The sequence below is a fragment of the Polynucleobacter sinensis genome (genome assembly GCF_001595985.1).
Classification (GTDB): Bacteria; Pseudomonadota; Gammaproteobacteria; order Burkholderiales; family Burkholderiaceae; genus Polynucleobacter; species Polynucleobacter sinensis.
On sequence record NZ_LOJJ01000003.1, the window covers coordinates 376432 to 397245 of the forward strand.

Consider the following 20814-nt stretch of genomic DNA (forward strand, 5'->3'; position numbering starts at 1 on the left):
GCATGGACCATAAGTCACCCCCAACCCCATCTTTCCCAAGTCGCTTACCAAAGGTGGGAACAACCATTTTTACCGTGATGTCAGCCTTGGCGACAAAGCATAAGGCGATCAACCTAGGCCAAGGGTTTCCTGATTTTCCCTGTGATCGAGAATTGATTGGCCAAGTGAATGCAGCAATGATGGCCGATCACAACCAATACCCACCCATGACTGGAATTCCGGAGTTACGTCAGGCGGTGGCAAACAAAATATTAGCGCTTTATGGGCATGCCTATGATCCCGAAGCGGAGATCACCATCACCGCAGGTGGCACTCAGGGAATTATGACTGCGATCTTGGCCTGCGTAAGTCCAGGTGATGAGGTGGTCATCATTGAACCCGCCTACGATAGTTATCGACCTTCGATCGATTTAGCGGGCGGAAAAACAATTGCAGTTTCATTGCTGGTGAATCGTGATTCAGAAGGACGTGCGGCATCGTATTCCATTCCCTGGGATGAATTAGCAAATGCAATTAATTCAAAGACTCGCTTGATCATTATTAATACGCCACACAATCCCACCGGCATGGTCTGGACTCGATCGGATTTGGATCGCTTAGCAGAACTAATGAAAAACACGAATGCACTCATCTTAAGTGATGAGGTTTACGAACATATGGTCTATGACGGTCATTTACATCATAGCGTTGCAAGCCATCCAGACTTAGCTGCCAGAAGTTTTTTGATTTCCAGCTTTGGCAAAACTTATCATGTCACTGGATGGAAGGTGGGTTATGTTGCCGCACCAGCAACTCTAATGAAAGAATTTCGGAAAGTGCATCAGTTCAATGTCTTTACGGTAAATACACCGATGCAATACGGTCTGGCAAAGTATTTAGAACACCCAGAGCACTACTTAACACTCCCCAGCTTTTATCAAGAAAAACGAGATTTCTTTAGATCTGGCTTAAAAAGTTCTGGCCTGAAATTACTCCCTACGCCGGGGACTTATTTTCAGTGCGTTGATTACACCGGGCTAGATATCCCACAAGCAAAATTGGGTGAAGCGGATTTTTGTGCATGGCTCACTACGGAAATTGGTGTGGCTGCCATTCCGGTTTCCGCTTTTTACGATGAAGCGGTTGAGTCTGGAGTAATTCGTTTCTGTTTTGCCAAACAAGAAAAAACATTGAGCGCTGCTCTAAAACGCTTACAAACACTTTAAGATCAGGAACATCCCCATTATGAAAACCAATCAAGTTACTAGCAAAATTAGCAAAGACATCATCGATGTTTACAGCTGGCCTACTCCAAACGGTCACAAAGTACACATCATGCTTGAGGAGTGCGGATACAAACTAGGCAAGGATTGGATTGCCCACCCCATTGATATTGGCGCCGGCGATCAGTTCAAGCCCGAATTCTTAGCCATCAGCCCCAATAACAAGATCCCAGCCATATATGACCCGGTAGGCCCTGATGGCAAACCTATTCATTTATTTGAATCCGGCGCGATCTTGCTATACCTAGCCTCAAAAACTGGTAAGTTTCTTCCGAAATCCACCAGAGGGAAATTCGAAGTATTGCAATGGCTGATGTTCCAAATGGGAGGCTTAGGCCCACTTTTAGGGCAAAACCACCATTTTCGTATCTATGCTCCTGAAAAAATTGAATATGCTATCAATCGCTACACTAATGAAGCCAAGCGACTTTATGGCGTTATTGACCACCAACTCAAAGATAATGTGTATATCGCTGGCAAGAGCTACTCGATTGCAGATATGGCCATCTTTCCATGGACGCGTAATTGGAAGAATCAAGGGATTGACATCAATGACTACCCACATTTCAAACGTTGGTTTGAAATGATTAGTGAGCGCCCTGCCGTTAAGCGTGGCGTGGAAGTATTAACCGCATTGCGTAAGCCCCATGACGCCAAAGCAAGAGAACAATTATTTGGTTCAACCCAGTATCAAAAAAGGAAATAGGATGAAGATTCAATCGGTCGGTGTTATCGGTGCAGGCACTATGGGCAATGGAATTGCGCAGGTTTGTGCAGTTGCCGGATTGGACGTTGTAATGGTTGATATTAATGATGCAGCTGTTGAACGCGGCTTAAGCCAAATCAGCAAGAGTCTTGATCGTCTAGTGAAAAAAGAAACGCTCACTACCGATGGAAAAGAGGCAGCCTTAAAACGGATTAAAGGCAGCACATCTTATTCAGACTTCAAAGGCTTGCAACTCGTGATTGAAGCAGCCACTGAGAATCAAGCGATTAAAGAAAAGATTTTGAAGCAAGTCGACGAGATTGTAAGTAAAGAGACCATTATCGCCACCAACACCTCTTCACTATCGATTACAAAACTTGCCGCATTAGATTCCAATCCACATAGATTTATTGGAATGCACTTCTTTAATCCCCCTCCTTTAATGGCCTTGGTTGAAGTGATCCGCGGCTTACAAACTAGTGATGAAACTCATGCGGCCATTATTGAAATGGCTAAACGAATTGGCAAGGAGCCAATCACCGTTAAGAACTCCCCTGGTTTTGTGGTGAACCGCATCCTATTACCCATGATTAATGAAGCATTCTTTGTCCTTTCCGAAGGTCTCGCTAGCCCTGAAGATATCGATGCAGGCATGAAGTTAGGTTGCAATCAGCCAATTGGACCTCTTGCATTAGCCGACTTAATTGGATTAGATACTTGCTTGGCAGTAATGGAAGTCTATTTTGAAAATTTTAGCGACTCCAAATACCGTCCATGCCCCCTCTTAAGAGAAATGGTTGCTGCTGGTTATTTAGGTCGCAAAACAGGGCGTGGCGTATACAGCTACGATCAATAATCATTCAGATTTTTAACCTCTAAAGATAAAGCAAAGAAGTATCGTGAATCCATTGCCACCACTTGTTCGTAAATTAGCTTATGCCGGTCTTATTCCATTTATTGGTTTAGCCCTAATGGTTCAATTAGCACCAACTCCAATTAATTACCTGAGTGCTGAGTCCCTTGCCGCATACGGTGCAGTCATTACTGCATTTATGGGAGCTCTTCATTGGGGTGCAAACTTACACACTCTTGGCAAAGCACCTCCAGGCGATCGGTGGGAAGATCGCAATGCTTGGATTTGGGGTGTTATTCCTGCATTAGTTGCCTGGATAGCGCTCCACATTTATATACCAGTAGGCTTGGTTATTCTTGCTTCGACATTAGTCATCCAGCGTAATATTGATGCTGACACATACCAATATTATTTTTCCTCAGCAGAGGCTTGCGGGGAATTCATCACCATACGTAACCGACTAACTGCGGTCTCTGCCACCTGTTTAGTTTGGGCGGCACTGGTAATTTTGTTTGTACAAAACTAATTACTAATTCAATGGGTAATCTATTTGATCAAGCGCCTCCACCTCCCTTAGCTGAAGCATTGCGCCCAAAGGTTATTGGGGATGTGATTGGTCAAGATCACTTATTGGGTCTAGGTAAACCCCTGAGCCTTGCATTTGCCTCTGGTAAGCCTCATTCCATGATCTTGTGGGGACCACCCGGGGTTGGTAAAACTACCTTAGCCAGACTTTCTGCAAACGCCTTTGATCGTGAGTTTATTGCCATATCTGCAGTCCTTGCTGGCGTCAAAGAGATTAGGGAAGCGATTGAGCGCGCGCAACAGAGCATGTCTCAATATGGCAAACAAACCATCTTGTTTGTTGATGAGATTCATCGCTTTAATAAAAGCCAACAAGATGCCCTATTACCTCATGTTGAATCAGGCCTATTTACCTTCATTGGCGCGACTACTGAAAATCCCTCGTTTGAGGTAAATTCAGCATTACTGTCGCGCGCTCAAGTTTATGTTCTGAACTCATTGAGTGCTGATGAACTTAAGAAATTATTTTTGCGCGCACAAGATTTCGCGATGCCAGATGTCAAGTTTGAAAATTCTGCTATCGATACTTTGATTTCTCATGCAGATGGTGACGCCCGTCGGCTACTCAATTTGCTTGAACGAGTTCGCAATGCTATCTCCACCTTAGGCGATCAATTTAAGCATGTCGATCAGCAGTTTGTCGTCAACACCCTCACCACTCAAGCGCGACGCTTTGATAAAGGAGGGGATCATTTTTACGATCAAATCTCCGCACTGCATAAATCTGTTCGAGGCTCCAATCCCGATGCCGCTCTGTATTGGCTCTGCCGTATGCTTGATGGAGGAGTAGACCCACTCTATCTTGCTCGAAGAATTATTCGTATGGCCTGGGAAGACATTGGATTAGCAGACCCCAGGGCAATGCAAATAGCGAATGATGCTGCACAAACCTATGAACGTTTAGGCTCCCCCGAGGGAGAATTAGCGCTTGGACAAGCCGTGATCTACCTGGCCATTGCCGCCAAAAGCAATGCAAGCTATAGCGCATTTAATGCGGCTCGAGCCTATGTTGCCAATGATCAAAGTCAGCCGGTACCCAATCACCTCCGCAATGCGCCAACCAAACTCATGAAAGAGCTAGGACATGGTAAGGAGTATCGCTACGCGCATGATGAGCCGCACGCTTACGCCGCGGGAGAATCATATCTTCCAGAGGGTATGGCTGATCCGTATTGGTATAAGCCTGTCGATCGAGGCCTCGAAACTCAAATTGCTGAGAAGATGATCTTCTTGCGAAAACTCGACGCGGAGTCAGGTAAAAAATGATCGCCGATACAAATCAACTGCCTAAGGGTAAGCTCTACTTCGATATTATCTCCCCCTTCTCCTACTTCTACATCAAGCAGCTTGGTAGGCTTAATCACAAAATCAATATTGAACCTGTGCCGATCTTATTAGGGGGCTTGTTTCGAGCAACTGATAATCGCGGCCCTGGAGAGATCGATGCCAAGAGACCTCACACCTATCAATACTGCGTCTGGCTCGCTGAAAAATTAGGCCTTCCATTTCAGTTTCCAAAACATCACCCATTTCTCACGGTGGCAGCTCAGCGCTTATTAGTGCAGCAACATGCTGACTGGACTATGGTCGAGCGTGCATTTGACTTTGTATGGGTACAAGGAAATGACCCCAATCTATCCTGGCCTGAATTTTGTCGCCATCTGAACTTACCAGAAAACACTCCAAAACCAGATGACCCCGCAGTTAAGGCACAGCTGATTACAAATACCAATCAAGCTAAAGAAGATGGGGCCTTTGGCGTGCCTGCCTTAGCCCTCAACGGGCAGTGCTTTTGGGGTGTAGATACGATTGATTGGGCTTTAGATTATCTTGATAGGCCCAATATGTTTTCTGAGCCAGCCTATGCTTTGGTCAAAACAATTCCCTCGGGGATTTGAACAATACAATCACCAGTATCAAGAACTCAACCCTTCCATTTAAGGATCTATCCCATGCGTAAATATCTAGCCACCCTCATTTTCGCTTCCAGCTGCTTTATCAGTACCATTGCATTTGCCGGGCCTAAAGTGGAATTCAAAACTACTTTGGGTAACTTTGTAGTAGAGCTAGATTCAGTAAAAGCGCCAAAGACAACTGCGAATTTTCTCAACTACGTGAACAGTGGTTTTTATAATGGCACTATTTTTCATCGTGTCATTGATGGCTTCATGATTCAAGGGGGTGGCTTTACGGCAGATTTAAACCAAAAGCCTACGAATGCACCTATCCCATCTGAAGCTCAGAATGGCCTTAAGAATCAAACCTACACCATTGCAATGGCGCGCACGTCAGACCCAGATTCTGCAACAGCGCAATTCTTCATCAACGTTAAGGACAATGAGGCATTAAATTATCCGAATGCCATGGGAAATGGATACACCGTCTTTGGTAAGGTCATTTCGGGCACCCAAACAATTGATGCCATTCGTAAAGTTCCAACAATGCTGGCACCCACACCAAAAATGGGGCGCATGGCTGATGTTCCAAGCAAAACTGTCGTAATTGAGTCGGCAACTGTCCTGAAGTAATTGGTAGCCAGTTTCCACTTCGAGGCTTGAGCGATGATATTGCTCGATGATGCGCAAAGTACCGCCGCACAACCCACCAGCCGACTATATCGCCAAGCAATTGGAGCATGGTCGGTCTACGCCAAAGAAACTGAAGACAGAACGGTAGTAGCCATTAACGAATGCCTTGAAGAGATTCATGCTGCACTAGCTTGCGGTCAATATGTAGTGGCAGCATTCTCTTATGAGCTTGGGGCATATCTTCACGGACTTACTCAATCGAACTGCTTTAAACCAAAGGACTCTAGTCACCCTTTAATTGCAGCCTGGTCATTTGATAAATATGAACCATTAAGCAAGGATCAAGTCGACTTGTTTTTAAATGAGCAACTCAGCTCATTAGGCCTTCAGTCTCGAGTTTCTGGAGTATGCGATCTGGATTTGTCGATTGATGAATCTCAATTTTCATCAGACATCAACAAAATCCAGGAATATATTCGCAATGGTGACTGCTATCAAATTAATCACACCTTCCGCATCACCGGCAAAACCTACGGCGATCCTACCTCACTCTATGTACGCCTTCGCGATCGACAGCCAGGAAGATTTGGTGCCCTTATCCTAGAGGATGATTGTCAAATCCTCTCGCAATCTCCAGAATTATTTATTGAAAGACATGGCAACACATTAACCGCAATGCCCATGAAAGGGACTGCTAATGCTTTAGTTGAGACCCCCGACCATTTATCAACAGATATCAAAAACCGGGCTGAAAATGTCATGATTGTTGATCTATTGCGTAATGACCTCGGTCGAATCGCTTTGCCAGGCTCAGTAAAAGTGCCTCATCTATTTTCAGTAGCGCGGCATGGAGATGTTCTGCAGATGACTTCTACGGTACAAGCTCAAGCAAAACCGAATACACAATTGCGAGATGTGCTGCAGGCAGTTTTTCCCTGCGGATCGGTGACTGGTGCTCCCAAAAAACGTAGCCTGGAAATTATCCATGAACTTGAACCCGTTGATCGCGGCTATTACTGTGGAGCCCTCGGCTGGCTTGACCCTAGTGGAGACTTTGCATTTAGTGTTCCAATTCGTACAGTTGAAATAGAGCGCAATCCCGTAACACAGGAATCGTCATTCACCCTAGGGGTAGGTGCAGGAATTACGATCGACTCAGAAGCAAAGCAGGAGTGGGAGGAATGTCGTATTAAGGCAGCATTTTTATCTGAACTCCCAAGTACCGTTGGGTTATTTGAAACTGCGCTTATCCAAAACGGAATCCCCCAGCACTTAGAGCTTCACTTAGCTCGCCTTCAGAAATCGGCTCACTCCCTAAATATACCTTTCTCTCTTGCTAAAGCTAGAGAAACAATTAATCAAGGACTTCATGAGTGTTCATCCAACCAGGAATACCGACTGAGATTAGATCTAGACCCTTCTGGAAATCTTTACTACAAACTAGCACTCATAGATCCGCTGCCCAAAACAGTCAAAATATTTTGGGCCCATCAAATCCTTGTCAACCCATCTCATGGAAAGGTTCACTCCGGCAATATATTACTTAAACACAAAATTAACCAGCGCCAAGCCTATGATGAAGCCTGGAAATCTGCAGAGAGTCTGGGTGGTTTTGATGCCCTCTTTATTAATGAGCAAAATTTTGTTACCGAGGGTGGCAGAACTAGTGTTTTTATTAAGCCCCCAGACGATGATCGCTGGCTCACGCCACCTCTAAGCGCAGGTGTTTTGCCTGGAGTAATGCGCTCGGTGATTTTGAATGATCCCAAATGTAATGCCCATGAGGCCAACCTTACTATTGATGACGTCATGAATGCCAAAGAGATTATCCTTAGCAATGCATTACGTGGTCGTATTCCGGCTCATTTTTAGAAGGTCTTTATGAAGTTTTGCTCAAGCTGTTCAGCCCCGGTAAATAAGCGAATACCAGCGGACGATTCTCGCGAGCGTCATGTTTGCGATGCCTGTGGAACTATTCACTACATCAATCCACGCAATGTTGTTGGGAGCATCCCAGTTTATGGAGAGCAAGTTCTCTTATGTCGACGTGCTATAGAGCCACGCTATGGCTACTGGACTTTGCCAGCAGGTTTTATGGAGATTGGGGAAAGCACTAGCGCTGGAGCGGCACGAGAAACACAGGAAGAGGCAGGAGCAATTGTTGAAATTGGTCCACTCTATTCGCTACTCAATGTGCCACATGCTGAACAAGTGCATTTGTTCTATTTAGCAAGCATGACCTCCCCGCATTTTGAAGCTGGCGAGGAAAGTCTTGAGGTTGCACTGTTTCATGAACACGAAATTCCCTGGAAAGAAATCGCATTCCCAACGGTTAAACAAACCTTAGAGTGGTTTTTTGCCGATCGCGCTGCCGGCATCTTCAATAGCCCTGCAGGGTTTAGTGTCCGCTGCAGAGATATCAGCTCAGCGGAAAAGATTACAGGCTAAAGAGTTCTATGGGTAATATTGCTTGGCTGGGAACGCAAGATCCCTTTCCCAACCCCCTACTTTATCAAGATCCAGATCCGAGCGTTCCAGGACTCATAGCCGTCAGTGAGCGTATTTATCCAGGACAACTTTCACGGGCGTATCGCGCCGGTATCTTTCCCTGGTACTCAGATAATCAGCCAGTTTTGTGGTGGTCCCCCAATCCGCGTATGGTGCTTAAACCCAGTCAATTTAAGTGCCATGAGTCTCTTAAGAAAACAATTCGTCAATTTTTATATGAAGAGAGTGCGGACATCTTAGTTGATGATGATTTTGGTTTAGTCATGCGTTCTTGTGCTACTGCCAGGAGAAAAGATCAGGACGGCACTTGGATTACCCATGAAATCATGGATGCCTATACCGAACTTCATGAACAAGGAAACGCGCACAGCATTGCAGTGATTGAAAACGGCAATCTCATTGGCGGCTTATATTGCGTAGCTTTTGGAGGTATGGTTTTTGGAGAATCCATGTTTAGCCACCAGTCTGACGCTTCAAAACTTGCTCTAGCAGCCCTTTGTGCCTGGTGCAATCAACATCAGGTTGAAATGATTGATTGCCAACAAGAAACTGACCACCTTAAATCACTGGGGGCAGCACCCATCTCTCGTGATGAATTTTTAACGCATCTGCAAGCAGCACTAAAGCAATCTAATATAGAGATTCCATGGAACTTTAATAAGACGATTTTGCGTTACTGGTTATGACTCAGCTCAAAGAACTCCCGCTCACTGCACTACAGTTTTATGCAACTGCCCCCTACCCTTGCAGCTATCTTCCTCAAAAGACCGCACGATCCCAAGTCGCTACGCCCTCACATTTAATTCATGCAGATCTATATGGAGAATTGGTCAATGCCGGTTTTCGTCGCAGCGGTTTATATACTTATCGCCCTTACTGCGATGAATGCAAAGCCTGCATCGCCACCCGAATTTTGGTAAGCAACTTTCAAGCTAACCGCAGTCAAAAACGATCCTGGAAAAAGCATGCAGGACTCGATATCAATGTTCTTAATTTAGGGTATCAAGAGGAGCATTATCAACTGTATAAGCACTACCAGAATGAGCGGCACTCTGGAAGCCAAATGGATCAAGACGATCAGGATCAATACATGCAGTTTTTACTGCAAAGCCGAGTAAATTCACGAATTGTAGAATTTCGTGATGGTCCGAATGATCCGCTTCCAGGAAAATTGCGAATGGTGAGCATGATCGACATCCTCAATCAAGGCATCTCATCCGTTTACACGTTTTTTGACACTAACAACCCATCGGCTAGCTATGGAACATTCAGCATCCTCTGGCAAATTCAGCAATCCTTGGGGCTGGGGCTCCCCTACCTTTACTTGGGCTACTACATTAAGGAAAGTGAAAAGATGTCCTACAAAGCGAATTTTCAACCCATGGAAGGTTTAGTCGATGGCCATTGGCAAGCTATCATTGCGCCATAATATCCAACCATGATTAATCGATACTCTTTACTGCGCCCTTGGCTATTCTCTCTCGATCCTGAAGAAGCGCATCATTTGACCCTGAGCAACCTAGATCGCGCCGAGCGTTGGGGGATCTTACGCTGCCTGATTAAACAACCAGCGGCAGATCCTCGGACAGTATGTGGCATCACTTTTCCAAACCCAGTGGGGCTGGCGGCCGGCCTAGATAAAGATGGTAAGCATATTGATGCGCTTGCCGCTTTAGGATTCGGCTTTCTTGAAATTGGGACCGTTACACCTAAACCCCAAGCAGGTAACCCAAAGCCTCGTATGTTTCGCATTCCCGAAGCCCAAGGAATCATTAATCGCATGGGCTTTAATAATGATGGAGTAGACGCCTGCGTTGTGCGCGTCCGCAAATCCAAATTCTGGCAGAGTGGTGGCGTAATTGGCTTAAATATTGGCAAGAATGCAACAACTCCTATTGAAGATGCCGCAAGTGACTATGTCACCGCAATGGAGGCTGTTTATGAAATTGCCTCATACATTACCGTTAACATCTCATCACCCAATACGCAGAATCTTCGAGCGCTACAAGGTGAAGAGATGTTGCGCTCTTTGCTTGGATCCTTGCAATTGGCACGCGAGCGTCTTAGCGATCGATATGGTGTTCGCAAACCCCTCTTTCTGAAAATCGCTCCGGATCTTGACACCAATGACATCAACCTGATTGCAGATCTTCTACTGGAATTTCAGATTGACGCCATCATTGCTACTAACACTACTATTGCGCGAGATGCAGTTCAAGGTATGGAATACGGCAGTGAAGCTGGAGGGTTATCTGGAGCACCAGTACGTAACGCCTCCAATCAGGTAATCAGAACCCTCAATCATCGTCTGCAACAGCAAATCCCGATAATTGGAGTTGGCGGAATCATGTCGGGCAAAGACGCAAAAGAGAAGATCGATGCTGGTGCTAGCTTAGTTCAACTGTATAGCGGCTTAATTTATCGAGGCCCAGATCTAATTACCGAGTGTGCCCAAGCGCTAGGAAATTGAGCAACCAGCACCCCGATTGAGGTGAAATTGCATTTCATATTGTGCAATTTATCCTAAAAAATCGTTACAATGGACCTCATGACAACGAGCAAACCATCAAAAACGCCAAAGATACCAGGAGAAGCGGGTAAAACAGCCATCCAGGTTGTTGAGCGCATGATGAACTTGCTTGATGCCCTGGCGAACTATGAAGAGTCCAGCAGCTTGAAAAGCTTGGCCGAGCACACAGACCTCCACCCTTCTACCGCACATCGCATACTCAATGATCTGGTGGCCTGCAGACTAGTTGAGCGTGGCGATGGTGGCACCTATCGCCTAGGTTTAAAGTTACTCGAATTAGGCAATTTGGTTAAGGCTCGCCTATCCGTGCGTGAAGCAGCTCAGGCTCCAATGAGAGCGCTTCATAAGTTGACCGGAGAAACAATTAATCTATCCGTTCGCCAAGGTGATGAAATCGTCTACATTGATCGCGCTTACAGCGAGCGCTCGGGAATGCAAGTAGTACGCGCCATTGGTGGAAGAGCTCCCCTGCACCTCACCTCAGTTGGAAAATTATTTTTAGCTAGTGATGATCCGAGTCAGGTGCGCGCATACGTCACACGCACGGGACTATCAGGTCATACACGTAACAGCATTACTGATCTTGCCAAGCTAGATGCAGAATTAAATCAGGTGCGGAAATTAGGTCATGCACAGGATAACGAAGAGCTTGAGCTTGGTGTAAGCTGTATCGCCGCTGAAATTATGGACGACAGCGGTAAATTGGTTGCAGGACTGTCCTTAAGCTCGCCTACTGATCGCATTCAAGCAGATTGGCTCAAGTTACTGCAAGATACTGCGCTGCAAATCTCTAAGGGTATGGGCTATAAACCGAAAACTTCGGAACCTGGCATCCAATAAATTGAACGCTACATCAAACGGCGAATAGGTCTTGGCTCACCTGCTGGCATGTGCTCATACCAGTCCTTCACTCTGACAGCATCAGCAAAACGGGACTGAGTTCCAACAGAATCTAAGAAAACTAAAAGCAAAGGCGTGTTATTTACCCTCGCCTGCATAACCAAGCATTTACCAGCGGCATTAATAAAGCCGGTCTTTTGCAAACCGATATTCATATCACCAGCACGCACTAAGCGATTGGTGTTTAAGAATTTTTGAGGCCGCTTCGCAATAACCATCGTTAAGTCTGGCCAGGTAGAGAACTCACGAATCATCTTATATTGGTAGGCCGCACTTAGCATACGCGTTAAGTCTTCCGCCGAAGCTACGTTTTCACTAAGCAATCCAGTAGGATCGGCAAAATGAGAATGGGTCATTCCGATCTCTTTTGCCTTACGATTCATGGCATCAACAAAGGCAGTGATACCACCCGGATAATTTCTTCCCAAGGTGTAGGCCGCGCGATTTTCAGAAGACATTAAAGCAAGCAACAATGCCTCCTCTCTTGTGAGGACTGTGCCACCAGCCAAGCGTGAGGTTCGGTAAATATTGACATCATCAGAATTAATCACAAGCGTTTCATCTAAAGGCAATTTAGAGTCCAAGACCACCATCGCGGTCATTAGCTTAGTAATGGATGCAATTGGCAAACTAACCGATGGGTTCTTTTCAAAATAAACCTCTTTAGTGTCTTGATTAACCACCATCGCCACACTAGATTTCAGACTAAGATCATCATGCTGACCGCGCAAACCCAAAGCGGTTGCGAAAGAAGGCCTAGCAGCGATAACTGGCTCTGCTGAACGCGTTACCGTAGTACGAACTGTTTTGGGCTTTTTAGCAGACTTGGCCGCCTTTTTTGTATCGGACTTTGTGGAGGCTTTAGCAGAAGGCTTGGCTTGCTTTGAACTTTGCGCATCTTTATTGGCTGCAAATATCTGTAATGGCGCACCTGCAAATACAACCAAGCTTATACAAGCCAAAAGCCAAAATCGATTTAAACGCATGCCAAATTGCCTTCCAAAACTTTTTACATACCGAATGATAAATAACTTTTGCTTATCGGCAAGTCTTATTCGCCCCAGGGTCGACAGAATCACTCGGCAATCGTTGCGACAGAGTTTGATTGCTTGGCGTTAACCAAGACAACCCCAGTCATTGTAAGAGCGAGTCCTCCCGCCATTAATACCGTAAAAGGCTCGCTAAATAAAAGCCAAGCCATGGCTGCTGTTGTTGGCGGTGTCAAATAGAGCAAACTCGTTACCTTAGTTGCCGCCCCCTTGCGAATCATCATAAATAGCAAGCTAATAGATCCAATAGATATGGGAATGATTGACCATAGCAAAGCTACCGTTACAGATGCATTCCACACCATTTCTCCAGACTCAAAGAAATGCATCACGATGAAACACAAAATAGCTGACACCCCAAATTGAATAGATGAGCCAGCGCGCAAGTCAAATACAGGACAGTATTTCTTTTGATAAAGAGTGCCAAAAGTAATCGATAATAAAGCCGCAAAGGCAAGGACGTAGCTCAATAATGGAATATGCGCGAATCCAATTTTTTCAGCTACAACTAAGGCTACTCCAGCAAATCCAAAGCCAAGACCGACCCACTGTCTAGCCGTAACCTTTTCTGAAACCCACGCAGCGAGCCATGCCGTCAAAATAGGCTGAAGTCCTACAATAATTGCCACTAATCCAGCGGTCATACCAAGGCGAACGGCAAACCAAACACCCGCTAAATATCCAAACTGAAGCAATAGACCCGCTACTGCAATATGCCTGACTTGAGACCAACTCGGCCAAGTAATTTTCCAAACAAGACTCAAACAAGCCATGGCCATCAAAACACCAGAAAAACGCCAAAACAGGAATGTTGCAGGCTCCACATAGGGCATCGCCATTCTGGCAACAATAAAACCGGTACTCCATATCACTACAAATATTGGGGCAATAAGGCTATCAAGCTTGAACGTCATAAGTAACTTATTGAATTTAGGCAATTTTTCTTTAATCTATGATTTTAGGCCTAATTACAGCTCTCACCACTCAATTACTCGCCGCCACCTCTATTTGTATTGCATTGCAACATAACATTGGTAAAATTAAATTAGAGAAAATGAATACATAAAAGTCCTTAACAGTAGCAAAATAGGACTAAGCAGAGGAAAGGGATTTAAATGAACTTAACGCCAGAACAAATTGCAGCGGCACAGAAAGCCAATTTAGAAACCTTAAGTGGACTCACAAACCAGGCACTTCAAAGCATTGAGAAATTGGTAGAGCTCAATATGCATATTGCCAAACAGAGTTTGAGCGACAGCATGAGTAGTGCAAAAAAAGCGCTTGAAGTAAAAGATATCCAGCAGTTACTCGCCCATCAAGCCGCGACAGTGCAACCGATGGCTGAAAAAATTATGGCTTATAGTCGCCATTTATATGAATTGGCACATGAGACTCAGGCTACATTTACCAAATCAGCTGAAAAAGAATTGCAGGCTGGTCAAAACAAAATTAATGCTCTAGTTGAGGACTGGACCAAAAATGCACCAGCAGGTTCAGAAGCTGCAGTGCAAGCCATGAAGCAAGCTATCGCATCAGCCAATACTGTTTTTGAAACTAGTCAAAAAGCAGTCAAGCATGCTGTTGAAGTGGCGCAAACTAATCTTAATAAAGCAACTGACTTAGCAACGCCATCAAGTAAGACATCTAAAAAGAAATAGCCATTTATACATATAGAAGTAAAAATAGCCTCAAATTTCGAGGCTATTTTATTGTGCTATTGGTACAAATAATTCATTGAGGCGAGGCTGCGGCAACCCTAGCTCAAGAGCAAGCTGATTGAGCCTTGACTGGAACTCTGGAAGCATCTTGTCATCAAGGGTATAAACCTCCATCCAGGTTTCTCTACCAGATTCATCAGTGTTCGGTCTTTTTAATAAATCGCATATTAACTGCGGAAACTCAGCAACCAGTTGGCACTGAATGGCCTTGACTAAGCTATATACGTCTGGAGACTGATCAACCAAGAATTTGTAATAAACGAATAAGTTCACTTCTCACCACCTATCCCATCCCAGCGCTTAACCATTCCACTATCGAGATCAAACAAATCAAGACATCTTCCAATAGTGTGGTTCACCATTTCATCTATAGTAGATGGTCGCGAATAAAAAGCAGGTACCGGCGGCATCACAATAGCTCCGCACTCAGTAACTTGGGCCATCGAGCGTAAGTGGCCAGAATGCAAAGGCGTCTCTCTAACTAACAGCACCAAACGGCGACGCTCCTTCAGGACGACATCAGCCGCACGAGAAACCAAACTGCTAGTGACTCCAGTGGCAATTTCAGAAAGCGTCCTAATCGAGCAAGGTGCTATTACCATACCCATGGTGTGAAATGATCCCGATGATATTGATGCGCCGATATTTTTTGCGGCATGGACAAAATCTGCCAACGCCTCAACTTGCCCGGGCTTATAGTCAGTCTCTGCAGCCATGGTTAATTTTGCCGAATCGCTCATCACTAAATGTGATTCAACATTAAGAACCTTCAACGCCTCAAGAATTCGAATGCCATAGATCGTTCCAGAAGCGCCTGTAATAGCAACAATTAAACGTTTTTTCACAATATTTCCTTACTTATCGTTAAGAAAAGATGTAATAGAAACGCTCGGGTCAATCACCGCACTTAGATCCACTTCATCTTCACCTGGAATACGCACCTTAGTAAAGACATGACCATCGTATGCAAGGGGTTTGGTTGCATCAAAACCAACTTTTGAACTCATGCCCTGGTATGAGGCAGGGATAATCCCATTTGCATCAACAGGCAAGCCAACCGTTGTAGATGGATCAAGCACAGAGCCTTGAGCATCATGAATTACCACCAAATCACGTTTAGCTTGAAAGCGCGTAGCAATTGCCCACTCCACCTGAACGGGATCATGAACATCAACATCCTCATCAACAACCACCACATGCTTGACATCATAATGCGAGCTAAAAGCCCCTAAAATGACGTTCTTAGGCATTCCCTCATGCGTTTTCTTTATCTGTACATAAAGATGGTATCGCCCTACACCACCCAAGGAAAGATGCACATCCAAAACACTTGGGAAACTGCGCTTTAAATGGGAAAGAATGGTTGATTCTCTAGGTATGGAGCCCAACAGCAAATGCTCAAGCTCTGCTGGAATGATTGTATGGAAGATGGGATTTTTGCGATGCGTAACGGCATCCACCACAATTACCTGCCTCTTTTCCTGCGAACTGTAGTACTTGGGAAACTCTCCAAATGGACCCTCTATCTCACGGACATTAGGAGGTATATGACCCTCAATGACAATTTCTGCATTCGCCGGAACGAGCACGTCATTAGTAATGCACGATACTACCTCTAACGGATTTCCATGAAGAGCGCCGGCGATTTCAAGCTCATCAGAGTCTATCGGCGCAATCGCCTGAGATGCAAGCAATGTTAATGGATCAACGCCTATCACTACAGCAACAGGCAAAGCTTGATTTAATTCCTCGGCTGCCTGTTGAAATGCATGCAAATGACGAGGCAAAATCAACACAGCCATTCTATCTTTTGAATTGACCTGTATTCGATTGATGGATACATTTTGGATGCCAGTCTTTGGATTTTTAGCAATCACCAATCCAGCTGTAATGTATGGGCCACTGTCATGCTCGCTATGCGTTGGCACTGGTAATAGAACTCTCAAGTCAAAATCTTTGTGAACCACCTCTTGACACGGGGCCTTCTTGACCACATGGCAAGGCAATGGATTATCAGCGGCCGCCCTAAATGAATCTAAAAGCCGCCCCTCCTCTACGCCCATTGCTTCGGCGATCCACGCTCTAGAGGACATAAATCCTGAAACTACTGGAATCGCATGCCCATCTGGAGATGGAAAAAAAACGCCGCTATCACCATCCAGCTTCTTTGCAATCGCAGCAAGCTGATGCCTCAATGAAATATTTTTTTGAGTTACAACCATTCGATTGGTTTTAGCCAATTGATTAAGCCAGGGCCTGAGTTCGGTAAATTTTTTCATAGGTAATGTATTAATTAAGTTGGAATACGGTCAAACACTAGCCTCTCTGAGTGTTTGAACCGTTAATTGTGGAGTTAGAAGATTGGGGTCAGTTTGTAATTCAATTAGCGCAGGGAGATTAGATGCAAGGGCTCTCTCAAATGCGCCTTGGAAATCTTTAGTTTCTAGAATGCATTCTCCATAAGCGCCATAAGATTTAGCGAGCTCTACAAAATTCGGATTGTTAAGACAGGTAGCCCAAACATTACCCGGGTAATGTCGCTCTTGATGCATGCGAATGCTTCCATACATATTGTTATTTACGACAATAACAATGATGTTTGCTCCGTACAGAACCGCGGTAGCAAGCTCTTGACCCGTCATCAAAAAACATCCATCGCCAGCAAAACAGATCACCGTACGTTTAGGAAAAAGAAGTTTTGCAGCAATTGCGGCTGGCAAACCATAACCCATTGTTCCACTAGTTGGAGCCAATTGAGTCCTTAAGCCACGATACTGATAAAAACGCTGCACCCATAAAGTGTAATTCCCAGCCCCATTAGTAACAATGGAATCGGGTGGCAAAATTTTTCTGAGGCAATGCATAACCTCGCTTAAATTTACACCTTTAGTAGATGGCACTGTAGTCAATGTAGCAAGGTAATCAGCTCTTGCGGAAGACAAAAATAGTAACTTTTGAGAATCTCCAGATGGAGTCACGTCAAGACTCGATAAGATAGCAGCAAAATTCTTTGGGGTTGAATTGATGGGAATATCGGCCTGATAAACCCTTCCCAACTCATTTGGATCCGCATGCACATGAATGAGTGCTTGCTTAGGTTTTGGAATATTTAATAATGTATAGCCATTAGTAGTTGTTTCGCCCAAGCGCGCACCAACACATAGAATAAGATCTGCTTGGATTATTCTATTGGACAATTTAGGATTCATGCCCAAACCAGCTTCGCCTACATAGTTTGGATGCTGGTTATCAACAATATCCTGACGTCTAAATGCGCTGACAATGGGAAGGTTAAAACGCTCAGCAAAATCACTAATCTGCTTACTAGCTAGGGAATCCCAACCCCCGCCGCCCAGAATCATCATCGGTCTCTTTGCGTTTATGATCAGCTCAGTCACTTTTGCAATATCAGCCACTAATGGAGCTGCGCCAGCAGACTTATAAACATTGACATCACCAACTAAGGAAGTCTCCGCAAGCATATCTTCAGGGAGAGCTAACACCACTGGACCCGGTCTTCCCGACGTTGCAACACTGTAGGCTCGAGAAATCATTTCCGGCAATTTATCAACGCTATCAATCTGATCAACCCATTTAGCAATGTCACCAAACATTTTCTTATAGTCAATCTCTTGCCAAGCCTCCCTACCGCACGAGGATCTCTCAACTTGTCCTATAAATAAAATCATCGGCGTAGAATCTTGCCGAGCAGTATGAACAGCTATGCTTCCATTGGTGGCGCCTGGACCGCGAGTGACGAAAAATACTCCAGGTTCACCAGTTAACTTACCGTAAGCTTCAGCCATATTTCCAGCACCGCTTTCATGCCGACAAACAATAGTTTGGATTTTTTCTTGGGCTACATATAAAGCATCAATTACCGGCAAAAAACTCTCTCCAGGAACGCAATAGATTGTTTTAGTGCCATTGGCAATGAGTGCGTCAACAAGAATTTGGCCGCCCGTCTTCCTTATATCAACTTGGTTATTCATTAGGCTTTACTCGGAATCGCAATTAGTTGGAAGGTGTTAGATAAGACTGGTCAAGTGAACTGATAGCTGCGCATCCCAGCAAAGCCAAATCAACATCCACTTCATTTTTAATAATATTTAAGGCTTGCAAGACACCTTTTTCTCCGCCTGCACCCAGTCCGTACATAGCAGGTCGACCGATAAAAACACATTTAGCACCCAAAGCTAAAGCTTTTAATACATCTGTACCCCTACGAATACCCCCATCGAGCATCACAGTCAAATTAGGGACTGCCTTAACAATAGCAGGGAGTGCGTCAAGAGAAGAAACCGCACCATCAAGCTGCCTACCCCCATGATTTGAAACAATGATTCCATCCACACCAATTTGCTCAGCACGAAAAGCATCCTCTGCACGCAGTATTCCCTTAAGAACAAGCCTTCCAGGCCACTCCTTACGAATTCGAGCAACCTCCTCCCATGTCATGGCTGCCCTCCCAGAGCGATGATCACCCTTAACGGCATTAATAATTGGCCCTCCGCGCTCGGCTGTGAAATTTTCAAAATGAGGGACCCCATTTAGCAATAGAGTCTTCAAGAAAACCCTCGTAATCCAACCTGGCCTCAGAATACCGCCAATAAATAACCGGAGATTTGGTCTCAATGGCAATGAAAATCCATTTCTCAATTCATTTTCACGTGTTGACGCAAGCTGAACATCAATTGTGACGACTAGGACCTTCACTTTGGCTTTCTGTAAGCGCTCAAGATAGGGGGAGATAACATCAAAATTTGCCGGTAAGTATGCTTGGCACCACACATTAGGGGTCAGCTTCACCACCCGCTCCAAAGGTACTGTAGAAGCTGCGCTAAGGATGAATGGCGCTCCTACATTTTTTGCGGCGGCAGCCAAAGCAAGATCACCCTCGAAACTACATAAGCTAGAGACCCCCATGGGACTAATACCAAATGGTAACTTAAATTTTTCGTCAAAAATTTCTGTACATAAATCACGATTTTCTACGTTAACCAAGGGGCGAGTTAAGAAAGACCACCTTAAAAAAGCTCGCCTATTTGCAAGAACGGTTGCCTGATCTTCCGAGCCGCCATCTATATATCCAAAAATACTGGCAGGCAAACATTTTTTAGCCAACAAACGTAAGTCAGCAATTGAAAGTGCATCAGTAATACGCATAAGCAATTATTCCGCCTTAATTCCGGCTTTAGAGATTACCGAGCCCCATTTAGCATCTTGAGTCTTATTAAATTTAGCGAAGTCATCCGTTGATCCGCCTAATATAAAGACGCCAGCAGCTGCAAAATTATCCTTCACATCATCACTTTTTAAGGCTTTATTTAATTCAGCATTGAGTTTTTGAAGTATTGCTGCAGGGGTATTAGCTGGAGCATAAATACCATACCATACAGAAACATCAAATCCTGGATAACCTTGCTCGGCAATAGTTAGAATATTAGGTGCACTAGCAACCCGCTTAGCGGAGGTAATACCCAATGCACGCATTTTCCCAGACTTGACATGCGGCATTGCATTGGGAAAATTATCAAACATAACGTCTACCTGGCCGCCCAATAAATCAGTCACCATTGGAGCGCTACCTTTATAGTTAATTTGAGTGACGTAAATTCCAGCAATACTCTTGAGATATTCCATAGACAGTGCCTGGGAAGTGCCCGGCCCAGACGCAGCGTAATTTAGCTTGCCTGGGTTTGCTTTAGCATACGCAACAAAATCTTGGAGAGTTTTAAATGGAGAATCGTCCCTAACCAGGAGAACGTTTGGTGTCTCACCACCTAAAATTACAGGTGTCAAATCCTTTTTAGTATCGTATGGAAGCTTTGCACTTAAATACTGATTTACAGTCAACGGGAAACCGTTTACCACCAAGGTGTATCCATCAGGCGCAGATTTTGCAGCAGCATCAGTACCAATTACAGTACCCCCACCCGGCTTATTCTCAACTACAACTGGTTGACCCATCGAGGCCTGAAGCTTTCTAGCAAAGATTCTTGCCATTGAATCATTAAATGCCCCAGGGGCATAAGGAACAATAATTTTGATTGCCCGATCGGGATAGTTAGTCACAGATTGGGCGGGCGCAACAGAGGGCACGCCAAACAATATGGCCATAACAACAACGAGCCAGAAATCTTGAATAATTTTCATAGGAAAACTCCAATTATTT

General features: G+C 44.8%; 22 protein-coding genes. 14 read left to right on the plus strand and 8 right to left on the minus strand.

Translation table 11 applies throughout. From position 1 onward, the window contains the following. Nucleotides 1-2: 2 nt before the first annotated feature. From AOB49_RS05680 to AOB49_RS05740, 13 genes are all read left to right on the plus strand, one after another. Nucleotides 3-1205, plus strand: coding sequence for a pyridoxal phosphate-dependent aminotransferase (locus tag AOB49_RS05680; RefSeq protein WP_062308854.1), 1203 nt, complete (start codon nucleotides 3-5; stop codon nucleotides 1203-1205). Nucleotides 1206-1263: 58 nt separating this feature from the next. After that, entirely contained in the window at nucleotides 1264-1968 is a 705-nt protein-coding gene (locus AOB49_RS05685) for a glutathione binding-like protein (RefSeq protein ID WP_062309355.1), read from the plus strand. 1 nt (nucleotide 1969) lies between these two features. Then, complete coding sequence (locus AOB49_RS05690) at nucleotides 1970-2824, plus strand: 3-hydroxybutyryl-CoA dehydrogenase (protein WP_062308856.1); 855 nt, start codon at nucleotides 1970-1972, stop codon at nucleotides 2822-2824. A gap of 43 nt (nucleotides 2825-2867) precedes the next feature. Continuing rightward, nucleotides 2868-3347: a DUF3429 domain-containing protein gene (locus AOB49_RS05695; RefSeq protein WP_062308857.1), complete on the plus strand. Its 480-nt coding sequence runs from the start codon at nucleotides 2868-2870 to the stop codon at nucleotides 3345-3347. Between the two features lie 11 nt (nucleotides 3348-3358). Beyond that, nucleotides 3359-4672: a replication-associated recombination protein A gene (locus AOB49_RS05700; RefSeq protein WP_062308858.1), complete on the plus strand. Its 1314-nt coding sequence runs from the start codon at nucleotides 3359-3361 to the stop codon at nucleotides 4670-4672. Further along, nucleotides 4669-5304, plus strand: a complete 636-nt coding sequence (locus tag AOB49_RS05705; RefSeq protein ID WP_062308860.1) for a 2-hydroxychromene-2-carboxylate isomerase — start codon at nucleotides 4669-4671, stop codon at nucleotides 5302-5304. Before AOB49_RS05700 ends, AOB49_RS05705 begins: the two co-directional genes overlap by 4 nt. Before the next feature lie 54 nt (nucleotides 5305-5358). Then, nucleotides 5359-5934 (plus strand): peptidylprolyl isomerase, encoded by a 576-nt coding sequence (locus AOB49_RS05710; protein ID WP_062308862.1) that lies wholly within the window; start codon nucleotides 5359-5361, stop codon nucleotides 5932-5934. A 33-nt stretch (nucleotides 5935-5967) separates the two neighbouring features. Further along, the gene (locus tag AOB49_RS05715) at nucleotides 5968-7806 is read left to right on the plus strand and encodes a bifunctional chorismate-binding protein/class IV aminotransferase (RefSeq protein WP_062308864.1); all 1839 of its coding nucleotides are present in this window, start codon (nucleotides 5968-5970) and stop codon (nucleotides 7804-7806) included. A 9-nt stretch (nucleotides 7807-7815) separates the two neighbouring features. Further along, nucleotides 7816-8382, plus strand: coding sequence for an NUDIX hydrolase (locus AOB49_RS05720; RefSeq protein ID WP_062308866.1), 567 nt, complete (start codon nucleotides 7816-7818; stop codon nucleotides 8380-8382). A gap of 8 nt (nucleotides 8383-8390) precedes the next feature. Beyond that, complete coding sequence (gene aat, locus AOB49_RS05725; protein ID WP_062308868.1) at nucleotides 8391-9128, plus strand: leucyl/phenylalanyl-tRNA--protein transferase; 738 nt, start codon at nucleotides 8391-8393, stop codon at nucleotides 9126-9128. Further along, nucleotides 9125-9871, plus strand: coding sequence for an arginyltransferase (locus AOB49_RS05730; protein ID WP_062308869.1), 747 nt, complete (start codon nucleotides 9125-9127; stop codon nucleotides 9869-9871). The genes aat and AOB49_RS05730 overlap by 4 nt, the downstream gene beginning before the upstream one ends. 9 nt (nucleotides 9872-9880) lie before the next feature. Beyond that, on the plus strand, nucleotides 9881-10912 hold the full coding sequence (locus AOB49_RS05735) for a quinone-dependent dihydroorotate dehydrogenase (protein WP_062308871.1): 1032 nt from the start codon (nucleotides 9881-9883) through the stop codon (nucleotides 10910-10912). A gap of 78 nt (nucleotides 10913-10990) precedes the next feature. Beyond that, nucleotides 10991-11812 (plus strand): IclR family transcriptional regulator, encoded by an 822-nt coding sequence (locus tag AOB49_RS05740; protein ID WP_062308872.1) that lies wholly within the window; start codon nucleotides 10991-10993, stop codon nucleotides 11810-11812. An 8-nt stretch (nucleotides 11813-11820) separates the two neighbouring features. On the opposite strand, the gene AOB49_RS05745 is transcribed toward AOB49_RS05740, so the two are convergent. Together AOB49_RS05745 and AOB49_RS05750 are read right to left on the minus strand one after the other, a co-directional pair. Beyond that, complete coding sequence (locus tag AOB49_RS05745) at nucleotides 11821-12858, minus strand: serine hydrolase (RefSeq protein ID WP_062308874.1); 1038 nt, start codon at nucleotides 12856-12858, stop codon at nucleotides 11821-11823. Nucleotides 12859-12947: 89 nt separating this feature from the next. Continuing rightward, entirely contained in the window at nucleotides 12948-13835 is an 888-nt protein-coding gene (locus tag AOB49_RS05750; protein ID WP_062308876.1) for a DMT family transporter, read from the minus strand. A 201-nt stretch (nucleotides 13836-14036) separates the two neighbouring features. On the opposite strand from AOB49_RS05750, the gene AOB49_RS05755 reads away from it, so the two are divergent. Then, nucleotides 14037-14579: a phasin family protein gene (locus AOB49_RS05755; protein WP_062308878.1), complete on the plus strand. Its 543-nt coding sequence runs from the start codon at nucleotides 14037-14039 to the stop codon at nucleotides 14577-14579. Between the two features lie 48 nt (nucleotides 14580-14627). On the opposite strand, the gene AOB49_RS05760 is transcribed toward AOB49_RS05755, so the two are convergent. Genes AOB49_RS05760 through AOB49_RS05785 form a run of 6 tightly spaced genes read right to left on the minus strand, consistent with a single transcriptional unit; the run spans nucleotide 14628 to nucleotide 20795 of the window. Then, on the minus strand, nucleotides 14628-14912 hold the full coding sequence (locus AOB49_RS05760) for a DUF4936 family protein (RefSeq protein WP_062308879.1): 285 nt from the start codon (nucleotides 14910-14912) through the stop codon (nucleotides 14628-14630). Beyond that, nucleotides 14909-15484, minus strand: a complete 576-nt coding sequence (locus AOB49_RS05765; protein WP_216634649.1) for a UbiX family flavin prenyltransferase — start codon at nucleotides 15482-15484, stop codon at nucleotides 14909-14911. Before AOB49_RS05765 ends, AOB49_RS05760 begins: the two co-directional genes overlap by 4 nt. Nucleotides 15485-15493: 9 nt before the next feature. Beyond that, entirely contained in the window at nucleotides 15494-16918 is a 1425-nt protein-coding gene (locus tag AOB49_RS12005; protein ID WP_062308883.1) for a UbiD family decarboxylase, read from the minus strand. 30 nt (nucleotides 16919-16948) lie between these two features. Beyond that, nucleotides 16949-18631 carry a thiamine pyrophosphate-binding protein gene (locus AOB49_RS12010; protein WP_062308884.1) on the minus strand — a complete coding sequence of 561 codons (1683 nt, stop codon included), beginning with the start codon at nucleotides 18629-18631 and terminating at the stop codon, nucleotides 16949-16951. 22 nt (nucleotides 18632-18653) lie between these two features. Continuing rightward, nucleotides 18654-19805 carry an alpha-hydroxy acid oxidase gene (locus AOB49_RS05780; RefSeq protein ID WP_062309357.1) on the minus strand — a complete coding sequence of 384 codons (1152 nt, stop codon included), beginning with the start codon at nucleotides 19803-19805 and terminating at the stop codon, nucleotides 18654-18656. A 6-nt stretch (nucleotides 19806-19811) separates the two neighbouring features. Continuing rightward, nucleotides 19812-20795, minus strand: a complete 984-nt coding sequence (locus tag AOB49_RS05785; RefSeq protein WP_156471342.1) for a Bug family tripartite tricarboxylate transporter substrate binding protein — start codon at nucleotides 20793-20795, stop codon at nucleotides 19812-19814. Nucleotides 20796-20814: the final 19 nt, after the last annotated feature.

Coding starts and splice junctions, on each gene's coding strand:
- AOB49_RS05680 (WP_062308854.1), top strand. CDS start 3: ATGGACCATAAGTCACCCCCAACCCCATCTTTCCCAAGTCGCTTACCA.
- AOB49_RS05690 (WP_062308856.1), top strand. CDS start 1,970: ATGAAGATTCAATCGGTCGGTGTTATCGGTGCAGGCACTATGGGCAAT.
- AOB49_RS05700 (WP_062308858.1), top strand. CDS start 3,359: ATGGGTAATCTATTTGATCAAGCGCCTCCACCTCCCTTAGCTGAAGCA.
- AOB49_RS05705 (WP_062308860.1), top strand. CDS start 4,669: ATGATCGCCGATACAAATCAACTGCCTAAGGGTAAGCTCTACTTCGAT.
- AOB49_RS05710 (WP_062308862.1), top strand. CDS start 5,359: ATGCGTAAATATCTAGCCACCCTCATTTTCGCTTCCAGCTGCTTTATC.
- AOB49_RS05715 (WP_062308864.1), top strand. CDS start 5,968: ATGATATTGCTCGATGATGCGCAAAGTACCGCCGCACAACCCACCAGC.
- AOB49_RS05720 (WP_062308866.1), top strand. CDS start 7,816: ATGAAGTTTTGCTCAAGCTGTTCAGCCCCGGTAAATAAGCGAATACCA.
- aat (WP_062308868.1), top strand. CDS start 8,391: ATGGGTAATATTGCTTGGCTGGGAACGCAAGATCCCTTTCCCAACCCC.
- AOB49_RS05730 (WP_062308869.1), top strand. CDS start 9,125: ATGACTCAGCTCAAAGAACTCCCGCTCACTGCACTACAGTTTTATGCA.
- AOB49_RS05735 (WP_062308871.1), top strand. CDS start 9,881: ATGATTAATCGATACTCTTTACTGCGCCCTTGGCTATTCTCTCTCGAT.
- AOB49_RS05740 (WP_062308872.1), top strand. CDS start 10,991: ATGACAACGAGCAAACCATCAAAAACGCCAAAGATACCAGGAGAAGCG.
- AOB49_RS05745 (WP_062308874.1), bottom strand. CDS start 12,858: ATGCGTTTAAATCGATTTTGGCTTTTGGCTTGTATAAGCTTGGTTGTA.
- AOB49_RS05750 (WP_062308876.1), bottom strand. CDS start 13,835: ATGACGTTCAAGCTTGATAGCCTTATTGCCCCAATATTTGTAGTGATA.
- AOB49_RS05755 (WP_062308878.1), top strand. CDS start 14,037: ATGAACTTAACGCCAGAACAAATTGCAGCGGCACAGAAAGCCAATTTA.
- AOB49_RS12005 (WP_062308883.1), bottom strand. CDS start 16,918: ATGAAAAAATTTACCGAACTCAGGCCCTGGCTTAATCAATTGGCTAAA.
- AOB49_RS12010 (WP_062308884.1), bottom strand. CDS start 18,631: ATGAATAACCAAGTTGATATAAGGAAGACGGGCGGCCAAATTCTTGTT.
- AOB49_RS05780 (WP_062309357.1), bottom strand. CDS start 19,805: ATGCGTATTACTGATGCACTTTCAATTGCTGACTTACGTTTGTTGGCT.
- AOB49_RS05785 (WP_156471342.1), bottom strand. CDS start 20,795: ATGAAAATTATTCAAGATTTCTGGCTCGTTGTTGTTATGGCCATATTG.